The organism is Sphingobacterium yanglingense (assembly GCF_004363245.1).
GTDB classification, from domain to species: Bacteria; Bacteroidota; Bacteroidia; order Sphingobacteriales; family Sphingobacteriaceae; genus Sphingobacterium; species Sphingobacterium yanglingense.
This window is the reverse complement of sequence record NZ_SNYV01000011.1, coordinates 1,141,170-1,164,902: the sequence shown is the minus strand read 5'-3', so window position 1 is coordinate 1,164,902 and position 23,733 is coordinate 1,141,170. Positions and strand designations below refer to the sequence as shown.

18 protein-coding genes are annotated in these 23,733 nt (G+C 41.3%); 11 read left to right on the top strand and 7 right to left on the bottom strand.

Features of this window, described 5'->3' with window-relative positions; genetic code table 11:
• Nucleotides 1-72 precede the first annotated feature (72 nt).
• From CLV99_RS07290 to CLV99_RS07280, 3 genes are all read left to right on the top strand, one after another.
• The gene (locus tag CLV99_RS07290) at nt 73-429 is read left to right on the top strand and encodes a hypothetical protein (RefSeq protein ID WP_133583814.1); all 357 of its coding nucleotides are present in this window, start codon (nt 73-75) and stop codon (nt 427-429) included.
• Nucleotides 430-605: 176 nt separating this feature from the next.
• Complete coding sequence (locus CLV99_RS07285) at nt 606-4,928, top strand: CusA/CzcA family heavy metal efflux RND transporter (RefSeq protein ID WP_133583813.1); 4,323 nt, start codon at nt 606-608, stop codon at nt 4,926-4,928.
• Nucleotides 4,929-4,935: 7 nt separating this feature from the next.
• Nucleotides 4,936-6,063, top strand: coding sequence for an efflux RND transporter periplasmic adaptor subunit (locus CLV99_RS07280; protein ID WP_133583812.1), 1,128 nt, complete (start codon nt 4,936-4,938; stop codon nt 6,061-6,063).
• 121 nt (nt 6,064-6,184) lie between these two features.
• On the opposite strand, the gene CLV99_RS07275 is transcribed toward CLV99_RS07280, so the two are convergent.
• On the bottom strand, nt 6,185-7,213 hold the full coding sequence (locus CLV99_RS07275) for a lipoate--protein ligase (protein ID WP_246032711.1): 1,029 nt from the start codon (nt 7,211-7,213) through the stop codon (nt 6,185-6,187).
• A gap of 191 nt (nt 7,214-7,404) precedes the next feature.
• Between CLV99_RS07275 and CLV99_RS07270 the strand changes: the two genes are divergently transcribed.
• The 7 genes from CLV99_RS07270 (at nt 7,405) to CLV99_RS07240 (ending at nt 18,015) form a co-directional block, all read left to right on the top strand.
• On the top strand, nt 7,405-8,022 hold the full coding sequence (locus tag CLV99_RS07270; protein ID WP_162850047.1) for an RNA polymerase sigma factor: 618 nt from the start codon (nt 7,405-7,407) through the stop codon (nt 8,020-8,022).
• Nucleotides 8,023-8,087: 65 nt separating this feature from the next.
• A complete protein-coding gene (locus CLV99_RS07265) occupies nt 8,088-9,047 on the top strand; it encodes a FecR family protein (RefSeq protein ID WP_133583809.1) in 960 nt (319 codons plus the stop codon).
• 123 nt (nt 9,048-9,170) lie between these two features.
• Nucleotides 9,171-12,815, top strand: coding sequence for a SusC/RagA family TonB-linked outer membrane protein (locus tag CLV99_RS07260; protein WP_133583808.1), 3,645 nt, complete (start codon nt 9,171-9,173; stop codon nt 12,813-12,815).
• A gap of 18 nt (nt 12,816-12,833) precedes the next feature.
• Nucleotides 12,834-14,486 (top strand): SusD/RagB family nutrient-binding outer membrane lipoprotein, encoded by a 1,653-nt coding sequence (locus tag CLV99_RS07255; RefSeq protein WP_133583807.1) that lies wholly within the window; start codon nt 12,834-12,836, stop codon nt 14,484-14,486.
• A gap of 18 nt (nt 14,487-14,504) precedes the next feature.
• On the top strand, nt 14,505-15,704 hold the full coding sequence (locus CLV99_RS07250) for a purple acid phosphatase family protein (RefSeq protein WP_133583806.1): 1,200 nt from the start codon (nt 14,505-14,507) through the stop codon (nt 15,702-15,704).
• Nucleotides 15,705-15,707: 3 nt separating this feature from the next.
• Nucleotides 15,708-16,544 (top strand): glycerophosphodiester phosphodiesterase family protein, encoded by an 837-nt coding sequence (locus CLV99_RS07245; protein ID WP_133583805.1) that lies wholly within the window; start codon nt 15,708-15,710, stop codon nt 16,542-16,544.
• Between the two features lie 214 nt (nt 16,545-16,758).
• Nucleotides 16,759-18,015: a WG repeat-containing protein gene (locus CLV99_RS07240; protein ID WP_133583804.1), complete on the top strand. Its 1,257-nt coding sequence runs from the start codon at nt 16,759-16,761 to the stop codon at nt 18,013-18,015.
• Here the strand turns inward: CLV99_RS07240 and CLV99_RS07235 are convergent.
• The 5 genes from CLV99_RS07235 to CLV99_RS07220 form a co-directional block, all read right to left on the bottom strand.
• On the bottom strand, nt 18,012-18,902 hold the full coding sequence (locus tag CLV99_RS07235) for a hypothetical protein (protein WP_133583803.1): 891 nt from the start codon (nt 18,900-18,902) through the stop codon (nt 18,012-18,014). The genes CLV99_RS07240 and CLV99_RS07235 overlap by 4 nt on opposite strands.
• Before the next feature lie 44 nt (nt 18,903-18,946).
• Nucleotides 18,947-19,387, bottom strand: a complete 441-nt coding sequence (locus tag CLV99_RS07230; protein WP_133583802.1) for a hypothetical protein — start codon at nt 19,385-19,387, stop codon at nt 18,947-18,949.
• 236 nt (nt 19,388-19,623) lie between these two features.
• Nucleotides 19,624-19,797 (bottom strand): hypothetical protein, encoded by a 174-nt coding sequence (locus CLV99_RS23170; protein ID WP_162850046.1) that lies wholly within the window; start codon nt 19,795-19,797, stop codon nt 19,624-19,626.
• Between the two features lie 109 nt (nt 19,798-19,906).
• Complete coding sequence (locus tag CLV99_RS07225; RefSeq protein WP_133583801.1) at nt 19,907-21,580, bottom strand: hypothetical protein; 1,674 nt, start codon at nt 21,578-21,580, stop codon at nt 19,907-19,909.
• Between the two features lie 6 nt (nt 21,581-21,586).
• Nucleotides 21,587-22,363: an ABC transporter ATP-binding protein gene (locus tag CLV99_RS07220; RefSeq protein WP_133583800.1), complete on the bottom strand. Its 777-nt coding sequence runs from the start codon at nt 22,361-22,363 to the stop codon at nt 21,587-21,589.
• A gap of 309 nt (nt 22,364-22,672) precedes the next feature.
• Between CLV99_RS07220 and CLV99_RS07215 the strand changes: the two genes are divergently transcribed.
• On the top strand, nt 22,673-23,116 hold the full coding sequence (locus CLV99_RS07215) for a hypothetical protein (RefSeq protein ID WP_133583799.1): 444 nt from the start codon (nt 22,673-22,675) through the stop codon (nt 23,114-23,116).
• 277 nt (nt 23,117-23,393) lie between these two features.
• Here CLV99_RS07215 and CLV99_RS07210 read toward each other — a convergent pair whose 3' ends face one another.
• Entirely contained in the window at nt 23,394-23,717 is a 324-nt protein-coding gene (locus CLV99_RS07210) for a MerR family transcriptional regulator (RefSeq protein ID WP_133583798.1), read from the bottom strand.
• Nucleotides 23,718-23,733 lie beyond the last annotated feature (16 nt).

Below are 23,733 nucleotides of genomic sequence, written 5' to 3'. Positions count from 1 at the left end.
AAAGGCTTTACATTTTTGACTAGTTTTGTATCTGTGAAGAAGATGTTCGCTATATTGTTTTTAATCACCTACATGCTTTCAACAACAGAGCTTATTCAGTTGTTGAAATTGCCTGTACTTGTAGAGCACTATGCAGAACATAAAGCTCATAATTCGGACATAACCATTTTAGAGTTTATGACGCTTCACTATAATGGTGATCATTTAGACAATCATCCTGAAGATGATGATTATGATCAAGATAAAAAGCTTCCATTTATTACACACAATAATGTGCTGACAGTCTGTTGTACCGGTGTTCCCAATTTCTTATTTGAACTTCAGAACAGAATTCCCCAATCCGGCGAATTGAAAAGATTGGTATACAATGATATCTTCAGTAGCAACACCTTCTTGTCTACCATCTGGCAACCCCCAAAATACGCTTAGTTTTTTATTGGATTGAGTTTACACTCAACTTTGTTGATATCGTTTCTATATATAAGAGATGATAATCACGTCTGTGATTAGACTATTGGTCTAAGGCATTCGTTATCTATCCTTATTCTCCAGACGGTGTCGGCATCACATTATTCCCTTTAATTACTAAATAGTATACAGATAATATGTTACATCAGATTATTGAGTTTTCCATACGGAACAAACTCATCATCGGGCTGTTGACTCTTGCGTTGGCTGGTATAGGCTTGTATGAAGCGACTAAGTTACCTATTGATGCTCAGCCCGATATTACAGATAATCAAGTCCAGATCATAACAGTAGCTCCATCACTGGGGGCCACAGACATTGAGCGCTTGGTTACATTTCCCATAGAACAGGCCAATAGTAATATCAACGGCATTAAAGAAATAAGGAGCTTTTCCCGTTTTGGACTATCCCTCGTTACCATTGTTTTCGATGATAATACCGATGTGTACTGGTCAAGACAGCAGGTTTCCGAGCGTTTGCAGGCAGTTCGAAGCGAAATTCCGGAAGACATTGGAGTGCCCGAGCTAGGTCCTATATCTACAGGTTTGGGCGAGATATACCAATATGTAATACGTGCCAAGGAAGGATACCAAGACCGATATGATGTCACTGAACTACGTAGCATCCAAGATTGGATTGTCAGGCGTCAGCTGCTCGGTGTAAAAGGAGTTGCCGAGGTAAGTAGTTTTGGCGGCAAGCTCAAACAATATGAGGTAGCTGTCAATTCGAACCAGCTGCAAGCCCATAGTTTGTCCATATCCGATATATTTACTGCATTAGAAAACAACAATCAAAATACCGGTGGAGCCTATATAGAAAAGGGACCTACTGTATTGTACATACGCAGTGAGGGATTGATCGGAAATAAAGAAGATATCGCTAAGATTCCTATAACATCCCTTAGTGATGGTACCCCTATTTTGCTAAAAGACGTTGCGGAAGTAAAAATAGGCTATGCTACGCGCTATGGAGCGATGACCTACAATGATAAAGGCGAAGTAGCCGGTGCGGTAGTCATGATGCTCAAGGGAGCAAATAGTAGCGAAGTGATTAAAGATGTAAAAGAACGTATTGAAAATATCAAAAAAACACTACCAGGGGGAGTTGTGTTGGAACCATTCTTAGATCGCACGAAAATGGTCAACAATGCAATCGGTACGATAGAGACCAATCTAGCAGAGGGAGCGTTGATCGTTGTATTCGTTTTAGTCCTATTTCTCGGCAATTTTAGAGCAGGGTTATTGGTCGCCTCGGTTATTCCCCTGTCCATGCTCTTTGCTATTATCATGATGAATTTATTCGGTGTCAGTGGCAATTTGATGAGTTTGGGTGCTTTGGATTTTGGACTGATAGTCGATGGTGCTGTCATCATTGTCGAGGCGGCTTTACATCAGCTTCACTATGATAAGAGATTTGTAGGAACTAAAGCTATTTCGCAGTCACAGATGAATAAGGAGGTCGGGAGTTCAGCCAATAAGATGATCAGTAGTGCCGTGTTCGGACAGGTGATTATTCTCATCGTATATCTGCCTTTATTTACATTAGAAGGCATTGAGGGTAAGATGTTTAAACCGATGGCGCAAACTATAGCCTTTGCACTGATGGGAGCTTTTATTCTTTCACTGACCTATGTGCCTATGATGACCTCTTTGATCTTGAGCAAAAAGATAAAAGGAACCCCAACCCTGTCGGACAGAGTGATGAGACGTATTGAAATAGGTCATCAGTATTTGTTGGATAAAATACTGCATTTCCCCAAATTGATTATCAGTGCCGTTTTGGTCTTATTTACAGGAGCAGTTATTATTTTATCCAACCTTGGCGGAGAATTTATTCCAGCCTTAGAGGAGGGAGACTTTGCGGTGGATACGCGCGTACTGACAGGTAGTAATCTTCAGACTACGATAGCGTATACCCAGAAAGCAGCCCATATTCTCAAAGAAAACTATCCAGAGGTAGAGAAAGTCGTTACGAAAATAGGAAGCGGCGAGGTGCCTACAGATCCAATGCCTATGGAGGCGAGCGACATGATGGTCATTCTTAAGGACAAAAAAGAATGGACTTCGGCTAAGTCATTCCCCGAATTGGCAGATAAAATGAGCAAATCTCTGGAATCTATTCCAGGTATCAGTACGGGATTTCAGTATCCAGTACAGATGCGGTTTAATGAACTAATGACTGGGGCACGGCAAGATGTCGTCTGTAAGATATTTGGAGAGAACTTGGATAGTCTCAGTTATTATGCCAGCCGTTTTGGAGAACTTATAAAGACGGTAGAAGGGGCTCAAGACTTGTATATTGAACCTATTACGGGCATGCCACAGGTCATTATAAGATATGATCGAGCGCGTATAGCCCAGTACAATTTGAATATAGCGACTGTTAATAGAATTGTAAATACAGCATTTGCCGGACAGCGAGCCGGAATGATCTATGAGGGCGAAAAGAGATTTGATCTTACTGTTCGTCTGGGAGAGAGCCAACGCGAAAACCTAGAAGATATCCGTAATCTGCTTGTTCCCCTATCGAGTGGAGGTCAGATCCCATTGTACGAGTTGGCCGATGTTGCCATAGAGAATGGCCCGGCCCAGATTCAGCGTGAGGATGCAAAGAGAAGGATTGTTGTGGGATTCAATGTCCGGGGACGGGATGTACAGGGAATTGTTCATGAGCTCCAGGCCAAAGTTGATAAACGGATGAAGTTCTCTCCCGGTTATTACGTGACCTATGGTGGTGCATTCGAGAACTTGAACAAAGCGAAGGATAGATTGATGATTGCCGTGCCGATATCACTCATCTTGATTTTCATCCTTCTGTATTTCGCCTTTCACTCTGTCAAATACAGTCTTCTTATCTACACTGCTATTCCTTTGTCAGCTATTGGGGGGATCTACTTTTTAGCGTTGCGTGGGATGCCTTTTAGTATTAGTGCGGGCGTGGGCTTCATTGCTTTGTTTGGTGTTGCCGTGCTCAATGGTATTGTATTAGTCACCGAGTTCAACCGTCTAAGGGAAAGTGGGGAAACCAATTTGCGGAAAATTGTTGTCCAAGGTACCTGTATCCGTTTGCGACCGGTCTTGATGACCGCATTTGTAGCATCATTCGGATTTCTTCCTATGGCTATCAGTAATGGGGCGGGGGCCGAAGTTCAACGTCCGTTGGCGACCGTAGTTATCGGCGGATTAATGGTCGCTACATTTTTGACTTTATACGTTCTCCCCATTTTATACATCGGATTCGAGCGGTTTAACTTTTCCAGGCTAGGTTTCGGCAAACGGGCCGTGACTGTTTTCTTTCTCTTAGGGATAGGCCTTAGCCTCCAGGCTCAGGATATTTCATTAGATAAAGCATTGGAAATAGCAGCAAACAATAATCTGTCTACAAAAAGCCAATCCCTATTGGCCGAATACCACGCAAAGCGAATCGCTACAGCAGCTAGTCTTCCACAGACTGCGCTCCGGACGACGTTCGGAAAAATAAATGGTCCTGCGTTCGATAATAGCATTGGCCTATCGCAATCTATCAGCTTTCCTACAGTATATACACAGCAAAGAAAAGTTTTGCATACAGAATGGGACTCTGCTGTTATTGGCGTAAACCTCAGTATACTGGAAGTCAAAAAGAACGTAACCGAATTGTTCTATTACATCCTTGTTCTACGTGCAAAAGAGAAGGTGCTGATACAGCTTGATAGCGCGTATGCTCGCTTTTTGGAAAAGGCCAATCTACAACTGGAAAAAGGAGTGAGTAATCAATTAGAACGAACGGCTGCTGCAGTACAAAGAGAAAACATTCTCATTCAACGTCAAATGCTATCGGCGACGATTGAAACAGCGAAGATCCAATTGCAATTATTACTGAATAGCGACATCCGTTATGAACCGTCTGCCTCTACTATAACCTATAGAACAGCCGTAGGACTTACCGAGGTAGCCTTAGACCAGCATCCACAGTTATTGTTGCAAGTTCAAGAAATTGAGAAATCAAAAGCAAATGTGCGATTAGAGAAAGCGAGACTTTTGCCCGAATTATCGATCGGATATTTCAACCAAAGCTTCAATGACATAAATCGCAATCGGTTTAGTTCTGTAGAGATAGGCATCGGTATTCCTTTATTTTACCATGGGCAGAAAGCACAGATCCGCGCCGAGGAGCAGAAGGTTCTATACGTTCAGAACGAACTGCAAGCTAAAAAGAAGCAGTTAGAAAGCGATTATGCAGGGTTATTAAAGCACTTTCATGCTCAACAAGCTGTAGTTACTGTTTTTGAGCACAACCAATTGCGTGATGCCGGGCAAATAATAGCACTTGCACAAGAGCAATTTACCAATGGTGAGATCAATTATCTAGAATGGGTTATGTTGAATAATCAGGCCGTTCAAATACAGAACGACTATTACGAAGCTGTCCTACAGTTTAATCAAACTGCAATTCAGATCCAATATATCATTTCAAAATAAACAAACGATGAAATATTTAGCAAGCATTTTAATAACGTTACTATTCTTTAGCTGTGGTGGTGGACAGGCTACAGATGAACCGGTAGAGACTTCAGGAACCGAAAATATCCTGGAGCTTTCAGATGCCCAGTTGGCATCCTTTACACTTTCATCTACCGCAGTAGAGGAAAAGAAGATTACACAAACGCTCAAATTAAATGGTAAAATCGAGGTACCCCCTCAAAATTTAATTTCTGTCAGTAGTGCATTAGGCGGTTATGTCAAATCGATCAAACTATTGCCCGGAATGTTTTTTAAGAAAGGCGATAGAATTGCAGAATTAGAAGACAATCAGTTTATTCAACTTCAGCAGGATTATCTTATTGTAAAAAATCAATTGGAAAATGCCGAATCAGAATATCTCCGTCAGCGCGAATTAAACCAGAGCAAAGCCAGCAGTGATAAAGTGTATTTACAAGCCAAGGCCGATTATCAGACTTTACAGATTAATCAACAGGCATTGGCTCAAAAACTAAAACTTATTCATATTAATCCAGATCAGTTGAATGTCCGTAATATTAAACAGACAGTACATCTATATGCCCCTTTTGATGGATTTGTGTCACAGGTGTTTGTCAATACAGGTAAGTACGTGTCCGCATCGGAAGTTCTTTTCGAGTTAGTGAATCCATCCGACCTGCATCTCAATCTAAAAGTATTTGAAAAAGACTGGAACAAAATAAAAATCGGACAACAATTGACGGCATACGCTAACAGTGATCCAAGCAAGACTTACTTGGGACAGGTCATTCTTATCGGCAAAAACATATCAACCGATAGGGCAGTGGATATCCGCGTTCGTCTTAATGAGGTGGGAGGAACCCTTATTCCAGGGATGTATATGAATGGAGCTGTAGTAGTTCCCGAAACTACAGCTCTTGCATTACCAGAAGAAAGTGTAGTTGACTTTGAAGGAGGCAAGTATGTGTTCGAAATAATAGATAGAAATAAGTTTAAGATGATCAGTGTACAATGTGGTGATCATGGCGACGGTTGGGTGTCTATTGTCAATAGCGAGCAATTGCGGAATAAGAAAATTGCCCTACAGGGAGCCTACACCTTATTAATGGCATTAAAAAACAAAGGTGAAGAGTAATGAGAATAGGATTTACTGTATTTTAAGGAGCTCTGATCTTATCCAGCTGGCCTACGTCAGGATAATTCAGACAGCTATAGTTTATATTTTATTAGTCACCTGGTATTATCCAGGTGACTTTTTATTTGAACAGTGTTATTATTTCATCTACCGTTACATTCCCAAAATAAGCAGAAAGATCTACTGAATTTAGAAATGTGCGGATATCTTCTTCATTATGGTTCATGCCCACCAGCTTTGTCTCTAGGTCCTCAATAGGTTTGGAAGCAAAGAAATCGCCAAATATTTTAGCATTATCGATTGTTCCGCCCTGTAAGACATCCAAATGAAGTTCTATATATCCAGCAGGGATTTTGATCGCATTGTTGAAATTATACTTCGGGGAAAAGCCAAAGTTCCAGTCCCAGGTGCTGTACTTGTCGTCAATCAACTTTTCAACCGATTGGGTATCGTCTTTTGTCAGTTCGTATATTGTTGTCTGGGGATTGTCATCTATCATCTGTTTGATGAGTGCCTGTTTTAAATCTTCAATGCCCACATGATCAGAGACGTATTCTTTTAGATTTACCACACGGGACCTGTTGGATTTTACAGCTTTATCCTTGTATTTTAAAGGGTTTATCTTTAACGCATCGGACAATACACTCATATCGGAATCAAACAATATAGTGCCATGCTGAATCATTTTACCACCCTTGGCCAATTTTGCATTACCGCTGAACTTCTTACCATCGACCAGTAGATCATTACGACCTTCCAATTGGCCGGGGATATTAAATTGATGTAGTACATTTAGCACAGGTTGTGTAAATGTAGCGAAGTCCAAAAACTCATTTTCATTCAGCTTGGAGTGAAAGGAGAAATTTAGATTTCCCAAGTCATGATACACAGCACCACCACCCGACATTCGGCGTACCACCTTAATTTCTTTTTCCTTTACATAATCTAGATTGACTTCCGCTAAAGTGTTTTGAAACTTTCCCACGATGATTGAAGGCGCATTTACATAGAGTAAAAATATGGCCTGTGTAGGGTATTTGTATAATAAGTATTCTTCTAAAGCAATATTGAAGTACGCATCATTAGAAGGAGAGTCGATAATAAGCATATCCTTGTTTATTTGACTCAAAACTACTGAAAATATTGCCATCGATCTGTCAAAACTTAACGTTTATGAATCGCCTGAACGATTGCAATTACTTTTTAAATCACCATTGGTGTATTGCATTGTAAAAATGAATAGAGATTGGGGAAGCGGGTATCAGGGAGAGGGAAATGTTGTGGGGCAAATATTTACGTAAACTTAATATTTGCCTAATCTTGCTGCCTTACTTTTACATCGTGACACAGACCAATACCAAGGACGAATCTACCTATCTATCCCTTTTTAAAAGTGGAGATCCGGAGGCATTTACCTATTTTTTTAACTGCTATTGGGAAGAACTATATACTGTAGCCTACCGGCACATGCGCGACGAGGATACTGCCAAGGATTTAGTTCAGGAAGTGTATATTCAGATTTGGGAGAAAAGGCACCTGATCAACAGTGATTACCTCTCGTTACGTCCCTATTTCTTTAGGGTCTTGAAGAATAAGGTGTTGAACTACTATGCAAGTGAGAAAGTACGTAAAGAAGTCGTTGAACAGATGTTGTATCGCATGGAAAATACAGTTATCGCGGGAGATTCTAGTTCGGTATATCGTCAACTTGAACATATCGTAGAAGAGTCCGTTGCGAACTTACGCGGCTTGATGAAGACGGTCTATCAAATGCGTACCGACAATTATTCTATAACACAGATTGCTCAGAAGCTTGGCATTGCCGAGCAGACCGTAAAAAATTACCTTTCCGAAGCCCGTGCAATTTTAAAAAAAGAACTGACACAACGTTTTGCCGATCACGACAACCTATTGACTCTTTTAATAACCTATCATCTTATTCATGATTTCTTAATGTAAAGAACATAGTTTCTTAAAGTACTTTACCTGTTTCTAGCTGTAGTATATGTAAAATCATAACGCAGGTGGATTCAGAAAAATTCAATAAGATAGTACAAAAATACCTTAACAATGGGTTATCACAGGAGGGCAAAGAGACAGTCGATTCTTGGTACGAGATAGTTTCGTCCGAGGAGGTGTCTCCCTTTACAGATAGCCAGCATCGGGATAAGGTACGAGCGGAGATACAGTCCGTAGTTATTCCAAAACAAACACCTGTACTGCAGCTTCAACAAAAAAGAAAATGGTTGTCTATTGCCGCGGTATTCCTACTCCTTGGGGTCACGAGCAGTCTGTTTTTCTATCAAAATGAAAGGTTATTCCCGTTCATTTTCAATAGCAGTCTGAGTCAGGTTACGACAGCAGCCGGCGAAATGCGTGAATTTGTCCTTCCCGATAGTTCCACCATATTTCTCAGTGGCAATACCCGGTTACGTTTTGACCGAGTTTCATTTCATAAAGAGCGAAAGGTCTATCTCGATCAGGGGGAAGCTTTTTTCAATGTACGGCATGATACACAGCACCCTTTCTCGGTTGCTATGGATGCACTTGATGTCCGTGTATTGGGGACCTCGTTCAATGTGCACAATGCACCTTCATTGCAGCAGGTGTCGGTCGATGTGCAGAGCGGAAGAGTGCGTGTTACCAGCAAGGAGCAGCAATCCCATATTCTTACCGCCGGAAAGAGCCTTCGTTACGACGCACAAAAAAGACTATTTACATGCTTTGATAGGCATGCCGAATATGCCAATATGTGGACCAAAGGTGGTTTTACGTTAGATGGAGCGACCTTTGAAGAGTTAGCTAACCTGATGTTATCACGCTATGGCGTGATCTTGAAAGCCGAAAATATAGATACCCGTAGCTTCCGGTACTCACTCCTGATGCCTCAGGTAGATACCGTTGAGCAGGTCATAACCATGATATGTAATATTCACCAATTAAAATTCAGGAGGGATAAAAATGAGATAACACTGTATCGATGATTCTGGGATACTTAGTATGGTTCCCAAAAACTATTTATAAAGAAAGTGCTCATCTGGCAAACCGCAAAATCGACCAGTGAGCACCATTAAAACTATGTTTAAATAAACATTTTTCACAAATATATGTATAAAATTGTTAAGCTTACAAAACTGGCAGTAGCCTTATCGTTATGTCAGTTAGTACACTTTGGTGTAGCACAGGCCACTACTACAAGTGCGAGAGAAGCATCATATCCATCCCAACGTATTAGCATACATCTAAAGACAGGTAATGCAGAGCAGGCCTTATCCTTATTGGCGCAGCACAGCGGAAACGCCATCGGCTACGACAAGAAGGTACTACAATTAGAACGGATACGGGTTAATGAAAAGTTATTTCAAAACGCAAAGTTTGAAGAGGTCTTAGATTATATTCTGCGCCATACCAATATTCAGTTTAGACCAGTAAATGGAGGCGTTGTACTTACACGGATAGAAAAGCAGCAATCTTTTGTCCTTCGATTGCGCGTGACCGATGCACAACAAATGCCAATAGCCGGAGCTTCTGTTAAAGTCATCTCTGCTAAGCAAACTGCGCTGACAGATGCTAAGGGAAATGCTCAACTTACGTTAGCCGAAGGCGAATACACGATCACTATAAATCATATTGGTTATAATCATCAAGAATTAAAGAACCTATATATCGGAGAGGGCACACCGACGCAGCATGTGGTATTACAGACCAAAGAGAGTGAATTGGGTGAAGTCGTTGTCACCGCTTTGGGGATTAAACGTAAAGACCGCTCGTTAGGCTATGCCGTAGGTATGGTCAAAGGAGATGATATGAACCGCGTGAGTAACGACAACTTTATGGTAGCGATGGCAGGTAAGGTACCAGGAGTGTCGATCAGCTCGACAGGACCGACAGGATCTTCAGTGAGTATGGTGATCCGTGGGGCATCATCATTGAGTTCCGACAATCAACCTTTATTTGTTGTGGATGGCGTACCACTTACTAGTGGTCTGGCCAACATAGGTCAGATAGGGGATGATAATAAGGTTGATTACGGAAATTCTATTTCGAATATCAATACCGAGGATATTGAAAGTGTTTCTGTGCTGAAAGGTCCTAGCGCGGCAGCTTTGTATGGCTCCAGAGCAGGCAATGGAGTTGTGTTGATTACAACAAAAAGCGGGAAGAATGCGGAGAAAATGACTATAGCGGTCAATAGTAATACCGTATTTGATATTCCATATAAATTCATTCAGCTCCATAATAAGTTTGCCAGTGGTACCATGCCTTGGAAGCCAGGTGATCAGCCCGGAGATCTCCGTATTGATGAGAGTTCCAGCTATATGGTGGGGCCAGCACTGGACAAAGGTTATAAAGCCATCCAATGGAATAGTCCACTGGATGCTCAAGGCAATCCTATACCGACAGAGCTACGTTCCTATCCGGATAATATCAAAAATTTTGTGCAGACTGGAATCACGACCACCAATGGTATATCGCTAGCGAATAAAAGTAAGAGCCTAGACTACCGCTTTTCTTATTCAAATATGAATAACAAGGGAATTGTACCCAATTCTGATCTGTTCAGAAATACCTTGAATGTCAATTCCACAATGCATCTACGGGACAACCTCTCTTTGGGACTTTCACTAGATGCGAGTCGTAACAACTCCAACAATCGCCCCGCTGGAAATAGAGGGACGAACCCTCTTCAGGCAGCATATGAGATTGCACCTCATATCAATATATTGGATTTGAAAGACTACTGGCTTCCCGGACAGAAAGAACTCAAACAGCGTTCACCTTCTTTCGGGAGTCACAACAATCCTTACTTTTTGGCTTATGGCGTGAATAATGCATTCGTACGGGACCGTGCATTCGGAAACCTTAGACTCGATTGGGAGATCAAGAAAGATTGGACGTTGATGTTGCGTTATGCAAATGATATCTTCTGGGAAAATAGGGAGACCAAAATTCCTTATAGCTACACCAATGAACCAAGAGGCGCGTACGGTATAGTCAACCTGACCAATATGGAGCAAAATGTAGACTTCCTTACTTCTTACACCCGTAAAATGGGTGACTTCCGAGCAGCAGGATCTTTAGGAGGCAACATGCGTTATTACAAAGGTAATTCCGTACAGAACATGTCCAAAAACGGAGCAGGACTGACTACACCAGGACTATATAACCTTACGAATATCAGCCCGCTTAATCTCGACTTTTACAGCGCTATTTCCGAAAAAGCTGTAAACAGTGTGTATGGACTGTTGAACCTTAGTTATCGAGATATGGTATACCTGGATCTGACAGCACGTAACGATTGGTCCAGTACATTACCCGTCAACAATAGATCCTATTTCTACCCTTCGGCATCATTGAGTTTATTGGTCGATCAGTTGCTGCCATTGCCGCAAGCTATCAGCCTGTTCAAGCTTCGTGGCGGTATCGCTAGGGCTGGTAATGACACCAATGCCTATCGCCTGTACAATGTGGTATCCAACCCAGGCAGCTGGGGCGAGGTGTTACGTCTTACACGTTCAGGTTCCCTATTGGTACCGGATCTGAAGCCTGAGATCGCTACCTCTTTCGAGTACGGAGTAGATTTTGGATTATACCGCGATCGCTTAAAGCTAGAAGCTACCGTATATAAGCTTGATAACCGAAATCAGATATTCTCGACAGCCTTACCTAGTTCTAGTGGGTTTACGTCTAAAAATATGAATGCCGGCCTACTTCGTAGCAAGGGGGTGGAGCTCGCGCTATCAGGACGCCCCATCGTAAACGATACCTGGACCTGGGACATCGGAGTCAACTGGCATCGTAACCGTACACGTATTGTTGAATTGTCTGAGGGAGCTGAGTTCCATACCTTCTGGACTGACGGTCGTGGAGGAGCGAGGACTTACGTAGGCGAAGAGATAGGTGATCTGTACGATTCCAAGCTGGTTACTGTCGAAGATCCTTCATCTCCTTATTTCGGCTTTCCTATTCTCAATAAAAATGGAGCGTGGCAGGCCATACGTATCAACAACAGTCGTAATAAGATCGGAAACTTTAATCCCGATTTCTCTATGGGCATACAATCTACTCTGCGTTACAATAAGTGGAGTATGCATCTGGCCGCAGATATGCGTTTCGGAGGCAAGTTTATGTCCCAGACATACCGATACTTTGAGTCCAACCTGACTACCCAGCGCTTTTTGGATGAACTGATCAACCCCAATGGTCTGACAGGAGATGCGCTGCGCAACTATCTGATCGAAAATGATCTAGTCAGGGTAAAGGGCAACCATTACCCAATTGTTGGAGGACCGGGCGATGAGTACGGAGGTTATCCGATCAATGTAGGCGGTGCTGTGGGCAACTTTGGTGTATTCAACCCCGGGGTGATCGCCCAGTACGATGCCAACGGTAACATTACAGGGTACACCGAAAATCTAGGAGGGGCAGGAACCAAATACATTGCTTATTCGGACAATTACCCTTGGGATTTTATGAATGCGGCTACATTTGATGCTTCTTTTATCAAGCTTAGAGAACTATCCTTTAGTTACGATGTGTCCGGCGCTTGGTTGAAGCGGATGGGGATCGGTTCAGGTAGCGTAGGGATATATACACGCAATCTGATCTTATGGACCAAGGCCAATGTAGGGATAGATCCAGAAATGGCTTTCCAGCCGGAGACAGGCGTAGGTTTTAAGCAAGGAATAGAACGCTATAATGTTACACCTTGGTCGCTGCCAATAGGATTCAAATTAAACTTAACCTTCTAATTTATCAAGTTTTATAACATGAAGAATAAATTGATATATCTCAAACAATATATAATAGTGTTCGGCCTCACGCTGACCCTAGTAGGCTGTAAAGACTTGACTGAGTTAAATGTAAACCCTAATAACATCAGTGAGAAAGACGCTAATCCCAATCTGTTGCTTCCTACCGTATTGAGCGGGGCGGCCAGTAAATACAATGATCTCAGTTTTGGCGATATGTCCGGAGTAGTGCAGTACACCCAATTGGACGCCTGGTTTGGAGCACATAATGATTACGAATGGACCGGAGGGATTTTGAGCTGGGAGGGTTATTATGGCTACCTTCGCGACAATGAATTGATGTTGAGACGTTCGCAAGAGTTGGGCCTTGATTTTCATCACGGTGTGTCACTTGTTATGCGAGCTTACCTCTTTGGACTGATTACTGATCTATGGGGAGATGCCCCCTACACGGATGCACTCAAAGCCGATCTTGGCGGGGCGCAGTACAACTTTCCAAAGTTTGATCGTCAGGATGTTATTTATAAGGGGATTATCGAGGAGCTTAAGCAAGCAAATGCGATTCTTTCCAAGCCCAATGGTACCTATGATGTACTGGCTGGAGCAGATCTGTATTTTAATGGCGATGTATCCAAATGGAGACGCTTTGCCAACTCATTAGCCTTGCGCTACTATATGCGAATAGCAGACAAAGAGGCTACTTTCGCCAAGCAGGGAATCGAACATATATTGGTCAATCCAAATGAGTTTCCATTGATTACTTCCGTAGACCAAGAAGTGACGATGGGTTTCATCGGAAGCAATTCAGGCGATTCATGGCCTTCCAATGCTATCTTCGACGCCAGCGGCAGTAACTTCAGACGGGTCAAGATGTGTGCGACCTTCGTGGACCGTTTGCAGGAGCTCCGTGATCCGCGCCTGTCCGTATGGGCCAAACGGGTAGAGATTCCTATTGAAGTGCGTGCCAGCGAGCCGCCTAATACCGATAAGATTGTCAATGGTACACGTATCGTATCTCCCGATGTGGTACAGGGGATCCCCGTGGATACCGATCCGAACTATGTCGGACTGCCTGCAAGTGGTTCGAAAAATCCATCTGCTTATAACCTGAATCCAACACCGGGGCAAACCTCAATGAATCCACATGTATCCTATCTTAATGATATCTACCGTCAGGCCAAAGGTCCCCTTCTTAAGGCGCGTCTGCTCGCAGCGTCCGAAGTCGCCTTTATCCTGGCAGAGGCTGCATGGAAAGGTTGGGCAACTCCCGAGGGGACAAAAGCATACTACGACAGAGCAATCCATCTATCGCTGGAAAGTTGGGGCAAGGCAGCGGACTATACGAGCTACATGCAACAACCGGGCGTAGCCTTTGCAAATACTCAGGCACAGATTATGGAGCAAAAATGGATATCCAACTGGTCTACAGCGACGCAGGCATGGTTTGATTACAGAAGGACAGGCTATCCACAGTTGAAAGCCGGGCCAGCGGCGATACGTACGGAGCTTCCTTTACGTATCCCATACATGCAGAACGAGATGACAGTCAATCAGAAAAATGCCGAAGAGGCCTTATCTCGCATAGAAAAGACCGCCCATTCACAGGCTGATAAGGAAAATAGTGCTTGGTCAAAACCTTGGTTACTACAAGGTACTGGAAAACCTTGGTAATTTTTTAAGTAAATAAATATGAGTATAGTATCTAAATTGTTTTTCAGCGTTGTGTTAAGCGCTGTCCTGTCCTGTAGTTATGCGCAGGAGAAATCCGTTGCAAAACTGCCTGATCGGATTATGTTGACTTGGTCAGATAATCCTGCCAGCACGCAGTCTGTTACTTGGCGTGCAGATGCAACTGTAGACAGGTTTGTTGGACAGGTCGTTGAAGAAGAGAGTAGTCCTGACCTGGAAGAGAAGGCACGCTCAGTCAGTGGAACCTTCCTCAGTCTCGACCGTGGTGCCGGACAGCAGGATAAGTATGGTCGGGTTACTTTTACCAATCTAAAACCAGGGACAGTATATGCTTATCGCGTAGGTGATGGCGAGCATTGGAGTGCGTGGAATCAGTTCCGTACAGCAGATATTTCGGGTGATTTTTCTTTTATCTACCTTGGCGATGCTCAGAATGACCTACGTTCACGCTGGTCACGTAGTATCCGCAGAGCCTTTCAGCAGACCCCCGATGCCCGGTTTATTATGCATGCCGGAGACCTGATCAATCGCTCCAACACGGATAGCGAATGGGGCGAGTGGTATGAAGCAGCAGGGTTTATCCATCAGATGATTCCGGCGGTGCCCACACCGGGCAACCATGAGTATACGCGTGATTCATTAAGACAGCTGGTACTAGATCCACACTGGAAGGTACAGTTTGATCTACCGACAAATGGTCCCTTGAATCTACAGGATGCAGTGTACTACCTCGACTACCAGGATCTTCGGGTTATATCTTTAAACTCACAGTTGATCATGCTGGATTCGGTCGTAGCTGAGACTCAAGCAAGATGGCTGGAAGAAGTATTGGCAACCTCCACTAAAAAATGGAACGTAGTATTAATGCATCACCCCGTATACTCTACGGCCAAAAACAGGGATAACACGATCCTTCGTGAGCGGTTTAAACCCATTTTTGAAAAATACGGTGTTGATCTCGTACTACAGGGACATGATCATACCTATGCCCGAGGAACTGCCGGACGCGAACGTCCTGTGTACCTTCTTTCCGTAGCTGGTCCCAAGATGTACGATTCGGATTCTGACCGATGGATGGAAGTATCCGCTTCAAGAACACAACTCTACCAGGTTATCCGTGTTACAGATGATAAGCTTCACTTTTCAAGCTATAAGTTAAATGGCCAATTGTTCGACTCTTTTGAACTTCAAAAAAAATAAATCATGACCAGATATTTTCGCTATTTAATGATCCCAGTTGTTTGGAGTTTTGCCCTGACCGTTTATGGGCAGTCCCAGATATTGCTGGATCGTTTGGCCCAGCAGGAATTCCATATAGCCGCACATCGAGGTGCACATAATAAATACCCCGAAAATTCCATTGCTTCTCTTCAGGAAGCTATCCGCCTAGGCGTATCCATAGTAGAGATTGACCTCCGTAGTACTAAGGATGGAGTGTTGATCCTTATGCACGATAAAACTGTAGATCGTACGACGACAGGGAAGGGAAAGGTGAGCGATTTAACCTATGCCGAAATCAGTGCACTGAACCTTAGGGAGACTGCACATGGAGCTATCTCGGCCCATAAGATCCCGACATTCCAAGAAGCTTTAGCGATCTGTAAAAATAAGTGTATCATAGATATAGACTTCAAGGAAGAAAATAGAGCCTATATCCGGACCGCATTTGATCAGATTGTAGCGGCAGGTATGCAGGATCAGGTATTATTTTTCTTGTACGATTACAAGGATATGGCCTCCGCATCTAAACTCAATAAAGAGATCACACTGTTTCCTAGAGCCAATAACATGCAGGACCTGAATGCTATTCTAAAAGAGGGGCGTACCAAGATAATCCACATTGATGAATCGTTTACAGACATCCAAAGTCTTTCAAAGCTCAAGGAGCAAGGGATATACCTTTGGCTTAATAGCCTCGGAGAAGTTGACCAACAGGCGCTATCCAAAGGTAAGGCCATCTATGCCGATTTCCTGAAGACCTATCCATTTATACGGATTATTCAGACTGATCACCCCGAAATATGGAGGGACACGTTATAAATACCTAGCCTTCATAAAGAGATGATTTTAAAAAGCCGTTCCGAACTCGGAACGGCTTTTTGGTGTCATAATCTTTCAACTTATTTTCAGAAGATAAGGGCACTAGCATTCACATGTAGTTATGCGTCGACAGAAAAATTATAAATAGCCGTTGTCGAAAAAAAAATATATTATTTAGAGATAAAGTTGCTACTTTTCCTCTTTATTTCAATCGATGTTTAGAATATTATTACTGGCTTTTACAGCCTCCCTATTTAGTTTTCCTACGTTTGCCCAAGACGAGTTCCACTACTATCTATATGGTTCTAGCGAGCAGAAAGGAATATTGAATAAAGAAGGAGTACCATTGACCGATTGTATTTACCATTATATTGGTAGTTGTTCAGAGGGCCTGATACCTGTTAGGCTTGACGATAAGTATTCGTTTATTGATACCCTTGGGAAAGCTATTTTTCCTTTTCGCTATGATTATGCCGACGAATTTAAGGACGGTACCGCTATAGTGTGTATGGGCGACAAATATGGACTCATTGATCGAAAGGGAGCCTATTTGATAGAACCGCTCTATGATGGTTTTGTCCGGATAGCGGACAAGAAAAATCAATTCGTAGTGGAAAGATACAATAAATCCGGAATTATTGATTCTCGCAATCAAATCCTTGTCCCCTTAGAGTATGAGGTTATTTATGCTTTTGAGAAAGGCAATGCTGTAGCGAAAAAGAATGGATTACATGGATTGATCGATACCAAGGGAAATGTTCTTATAGATTTTCAGTATCCATTTTTATCGACTTGCGTGAATGGGTATTCCGTTACCTATTCGATGGAAGAGAACGGAAAAAAAGGGTTAATGGACATGAAGAAAAGGATACTCATACCGGCCGATTATAAGCGTTTGTACGCTGCCGAAGACGGGTTTGTCTATGGAGTGGGGCAGGATGGATATAAGGACGTAGTCTGGGATAAAAAGGGTAAGCCCATTATCGGCGAAGGCTATGATAAGGTAGAGCGGTTTTCTGAAGGTTTCTTTTTAGTTGTCAAGGATAGTAAAAGTGGTTTTTTAGATAAGTCAGGCAAGGTCGTTATTCCGTTAATTTATGAAGAAGCAAAACCATTCTCTGAAGGATTGGCTGCTGTTTTAAAAGATGGATACTGGGGCTTTATTGATAAGAAAGGAGCTACGGCTATTGATTTTAAATTTGTCGGTGTCGTTGAAGGATTTTATAAAGGATACGCTAGCTATGGAAAGAGAGCAACCTCTTCAGGAGCTCACTATACAAGCGATCTTTGGGGGATAATCGACAAGAAGGGAAATATCGTGCTCGAAAACAAGTACTACAATGCCGGTATACAGTTTGACGGAAAGTTTGTTGTAGAGTCTGGTGGCAAGACCTATCTCTTGGATAAATCAACAAATGTCATCCGCGAACTTATGCATGAACAAAGACCAGTGATGATGATGGGCGACTAGTTTATCCAGTCAATAAATTCATCAGTATCCACTATGTTCCAAGAATGTGGATTCCTGTCTCCGGTCTGTTTTCTAGTACCTTCGATTTTACTAAGGATAAGCTCAATGTTAGTGTCAGGGAACTTTCTGTTCATAAAGTTTACATATACCGACTGATCCAATAAGTTCAAATCCAATAAGTCTCTTTTGCGGGTTCCAATCTGCCATTCGAGTGCGGGCTCATTGTAGATCCTTACTTTAGCACCTTTTATATTTAGAGGAGGGATACTCCCTATGTTGTTAATGTCTACCAGTGATAGTAAAGCCAATTTTTCCTCATTTATTTCTCCCACCTCATTTTCTAGTGTTTCTTTTAAGAAGTTTTGGTTGTATTTAGCATCCGATGCCAATAAACGCCTCATATCCAGTGGAGGATCTATAGCAAAGACATGACTAATATTTAAGGCTGCCATTGCACTGTTTTCGATTGCACAGGATTTGAGAATTCTTGTACCTCCGATGGAAAAACCACCAAGTATAACAGGAGTATCTAGCCTTAGATTAGACACTTCTAGGTATTGCGTTATTAGTTTACCAAGGTTACGCACAGACTGCTCCGATAAATCAAACTTGTCTCCCTTTTGGGATAAAACAGGAATGATAACACTATAATTTAGTTCATTTAGTACAGCGGGAAGATCTGATTCAAAGAAAACCGATAGCGGATGGTCGAATAACCCTGGCAATAGAACTACAACTCCTTTGGTTTCATTGGGGCGCGGAGCATCGAGCGTATAATTGAAGTTCTCAAGAAGCGTTGAGTCGCTTTTAGCGAGACCTTTCGGTAGTTGGGCAAGGCTGTTGCCTATACCAATTAATAATAAAAGTGATGTTATTAAATACTTCATGTTCTACGTTTTCTATTGAATAACCTGCTGTATCGCTATGAAGCTTATTCCTTTAGTCTCCTATAAACTTCAGCGCAGCTTTCGTCACAATTTTCATCATTGATAGTCAGATGATTATTGTCCTTGATAAAAGCATGATATCTGGCAGATGTAGGTGCAATATCCATATTCCGACATCCAAATGAAATTACTAGGTTCGCACCGTTAATTTCGCTAGGCTCTTTTGGTGCAAACGTATATTCGCCTCCACAAAAAAAACGATCATCAGTAGTTTTTCCTTTTGAATCGAAAGAGATAGTCCGGTTTTCACTCGTTTTATCAACAACATGAATTTTTCCAGTTCCATCACTGGTTCTGGTTTCGACTAGTTTCCATTTGCCAACAATACCTTTTTGATTGTCTCCAGCGGCATACTCATCCGAGCTTTCCTTACTACAGGAAACAGCCAAGACAAAAAACACATATAAAAATAATCTTTTACTCATAATCCGATAATTATACTATAACTAGTTAAAAACAAGAGTTTAATGTATAAATATAGTCATTTTGAAGCAATTCAATAACATATATCCAATTTGCCGAATTTATCACTTCAATGTACAGGTGGTGATTAGTGTAAAAGCGAAGCGTTGCTCCATGGATTTATAAAAATCGTGATAATTAATATCAGGAACGAATCCCGTCCATGTTAGGAGATATTCATTATTCCGTTTGTTGATACTTATCGTATTTTCAAATGTCGCATATCCCAGACCTGGTCATCCATAGTATATTTTTCAGGAAAGGAAACCAATATATTTAGATCCTGCTCATTCAAGCTTACAGTTGCTTCACCAACTTCAAGTACAAGGTCCGTGCTTTTATTGATTACGTTATATACAGTCAGTGTATTCATATTAGTGCTTTTATTTTAAACTGAGACATTATCTTTATCGAATGTCGGATGTTTTTTTGTTATAGATGTTTAATTTCATTGAGTATCCGAGCGGAGGAGGCAAATGTAATTAGCCCGTCTCGAAATCAAGGCTCTTCCAGTTTTCCTTCTTTAGAACTTTAATGAGAAAGAAAAATACAATCCACATCAGTAGAGCTGTCCCCCAGATTGCCATTTCATATTGATGAAGCATAATGTGCAGATAACCTATTAGGCCCAAAAGACCAAGTACGATAAGGTTGACTAAGACCTTACTTTTGCCATTCTGTACGGCCTGCGAAAATGGAAATGCTTTAACCAAGAAAAGCGTAATCAGTACACATTCCACTCCACCTATAGCCGTTGCCAGTAAAATATCATTGATTACATGTATACCAAATAAGGGAACACAGATCAGTAAAAATATGAGGTTGAACGGCAGAAAATATTTCAAGAAAGAAGCTTTTAGTACGCCAGACATAAGCTCTCCAGTCTGTCCGATAGGCGCTGCATAGTATATCCATGCCGCCTTATATTTATCACTCTTCGTCACAAGCTGAAACACCGTTAGTACCGTCAAAAGTGACAAATAGAACATCATGATATAAAGCCCTGATGTGTTCAAGTCGTCTATTTTCGCAGCAAATGAATTCTTTTTTCCCTGTGAGAATAGAAATAAAAAGTAAACAGGCAGATAGGCAAGAGTAGGGTATAGCTGCATCTTAAACTCTCTCGAACGGGCAGTGATGAGCCACACAATTGAAAATCCAGCTTTTTCCAGAGGAGTGCTCGTTACTAACTTTTCAATCTTTTTGTAGAAAGGAATCTTGTCGACATTGACGTTTTCCGCTCTTTCTACAGGTGTATCACCAGCAGCTAACCGTGCGATTTTACTATTAAAATCCTTAGAAAATAACTGTGAGGATCCTGAAATGGCTACCAAGAGAAGCAGTATACTCAATACCGAGAAGCTGATCGTCATCATGCTAAAATCCTGTAGCCATAAGCCTTGAAATGAAGCAATCCATGTACCCGGTGAAAGCCAAAGTAATTTCAGCTGATGCACACTACTCGTTCCTTCTGTTACGTTGGCCATCACTCTAGGTCCGATTTGATAACCAATAAAGACGAAAATCGAGAAAAATATCTGAATGTAACTGATCAGGTCCTTAAACTTTTGAATAGATAAGAACCGTAGACATAAGGAGTAAAAAATGTTAACAAAAAAGACGGCAATTAAGCTGCTTAAGACCAGTTGGATTAAAAAGATGATTACAGGTACGATGTCCCAATTGATAGCGATGTAAATGATGGTAGGTAAAGACAATGCTAATAATTGCGTCGATATCTTTATCAGCATATAAAGTACTCTCGAGAAGGCCAGCGTTTTATCATTCACAGGCCTCGGTAGAATAATATACTGATCCTTATTATCCAGCAGTACAGGAGAGAAATCCGTGATGAGTGATAGCGATAACATAGACAGTATCAATGTCAGGAATATCGATGTAGCTAAGAACTTATCTGGAATAGTGTATACAAATGATAAGAATATGGCACCCATCAGCATAAAGATGAAAAACTGAAACCAAGTGGAATATTTGGACGGTTTTTTATCTTGATTCTTTCCAAATGAGGTTAGCGGGCTACGGTCATCGATAGTCAGTTTTGTTTCTATGATTAGCCTTAGTTGAGCCACATCAATCCCCATCCGAGTCCATAATTTGCTGAAAAGCAAGATAAATCTTAACGTTAGTTTCTGCATCTTAGATTAACGAATAGCTGAAATAATATTAGAGGCTTCGCTATTTCCGTTTTCCTTGCCTGTGAGCTTCGAAAAGATCTGTTCCAGCGAATCCGATTGATTGGTTTTCAATTGCTCAAAAGTACCGTCCGCGATAATATTACCTTCCGAGATGAGCATAATACGGTCTGAGACCTTTTCAACAACATCCATCATATGCGAACAGTAGAATATCGTTTTCCCCTCTCTCGCTAATAGCGAAATCAACTCTTTGACGATGATTACAGCGTTTGCATCCAATCCAGAAAGTGGTTCGTCCAATATGATAATCTGCGGATTATGGATTATACCCGATATCAAAAGTATCTTTTGGCGCATTCCTTTAGAGAAAGTATCCATTCTGTTGTTGGCCTGCGCCTCAAGGCCAAAAGCTTTGAGCAATTGTAGTGTTCGTTGTTCGATTAGTACATCATCCATCCCGTACAGCTTGCCCACAAAGTCAAGATACTCTATCGGCGTCAATACATCATACAATTCTGCATTCTCTGGCACATATCCAATCTGACTTTTTACGGTAAGAGGATCCAACTGAATATCTATACCGTTAATAAGAACCTGTCCCTCAAAATCATTAATCAAGCCCGTTAGCACCTTGACAGTAGTCGATTTTCCTGCTCCATTAGGCCCGATATAACCAATGACTTGTCCCGGATATATATCAATGTTTATTCCCTTTAGTACTTGTTTTGATCCGTATGACTTCCGAAGATCCGAAATCTGTATAATTGGCTTGCTGACTTCCATAAAAAAGACTTTATGAGTTAAAGATATAAAATATAATGAAAATACTTTCGACACTTAGATTTTCAGGTTTAGATGTAATGTGTAGGCCAGCACGATTACTTTGAGTAGTGCTTTTTGTATCATAGCAAAATTCATTGCGATAGTTTTGCCGTAGTTCACTATCTATGTAGGGTAGGCCGGTTAAAAATAACATAGATTTTAAATCTGACTATATTTTTATCCTATATAGGGAAAAATGAAGGAAGATTAGTGAAATATTTTATATATTAGTTTACGCTATCATTGGGTCAAGCTTTTTAAAATAAAACTATGAAAATTAAAATATTAATATTGCTATGTGTTCTATTTAGTACAAGTTCTTCCTTTAGCCAGGAGGTTGTAATAATCAAAGATTCTGGGTTTGCTGATATGTCAATCCGAATTAAAGAAAGTGGTTTCGGTAATATTTCTGTTCAATTTAAAGATTCTGGATTCGGAGACTTTAGTGTTAGAGTAACTAACAATGAGTTGGAAGCGGATTATATTATAAAGCATTCAGGTTTTGGTGATCGTTCGGTTAGAATTAAAGAAAGTGGCTTTGGAGATATTGATATATTAATTAAAGAAAGGGGTTTTGCAGATGTGACAATCCTAACAAAAGAAAGGGGCGAAGTAGACTTCTTAATTTATTCTAAGAAGGAACGTTTATCTAAAAGTGAAATTGTCGCTGCTCTTATCAATGTGATTAAAAAGCAAGCTAAGTATAAAGATTAATAAAAGACGTATACTAACAGCTGTTTTGTAAAAGTGACAGGATAGGTGAAAGACTATGCACTTCGAGTAGTGCTTTTTTCATCTATTGGCTTATTTTTATTAGGATAAGAACTAGAGGTGGCGATTTTGTGTTTATTGTATCATTATTATTTACTGCTACTATGATCTCTTGGTTATTGTATTGACCTTGTCATATGAGTAGGGTACATGTGGTAGCCATCATTAAATTCTGCTATGATAGGCCCACAGTTTTACGATGTTAGAGCTAGAATATCAGTTATCCTAGCTTGTTTTGTAATTTGTTCAACGTATCGGCAATCATTTCCATTCGTTTCTTGACTTTTTCGGCTGCTGCATCCAGTGTATAGCCCTCGTCGATCAGCTCCTTTATCAGGAGCATTTTCTTTATATTTTCATAGTTATAGCGACGGTTTTTACCTTCCTCTTCCGTTAGGCTGGTTATAATATTCTTATCCTCCCAATAGCGGATTTGGCGAGTGGGAATACTGGTAATCTGAGATACCTCACCTATCCCTACCACTAATTTATCCAAAAAATCAAAGTCAAATGACAGATCTTTATTCTCCTCGTTTTTGCTCATTTTGTAATTTATTTAC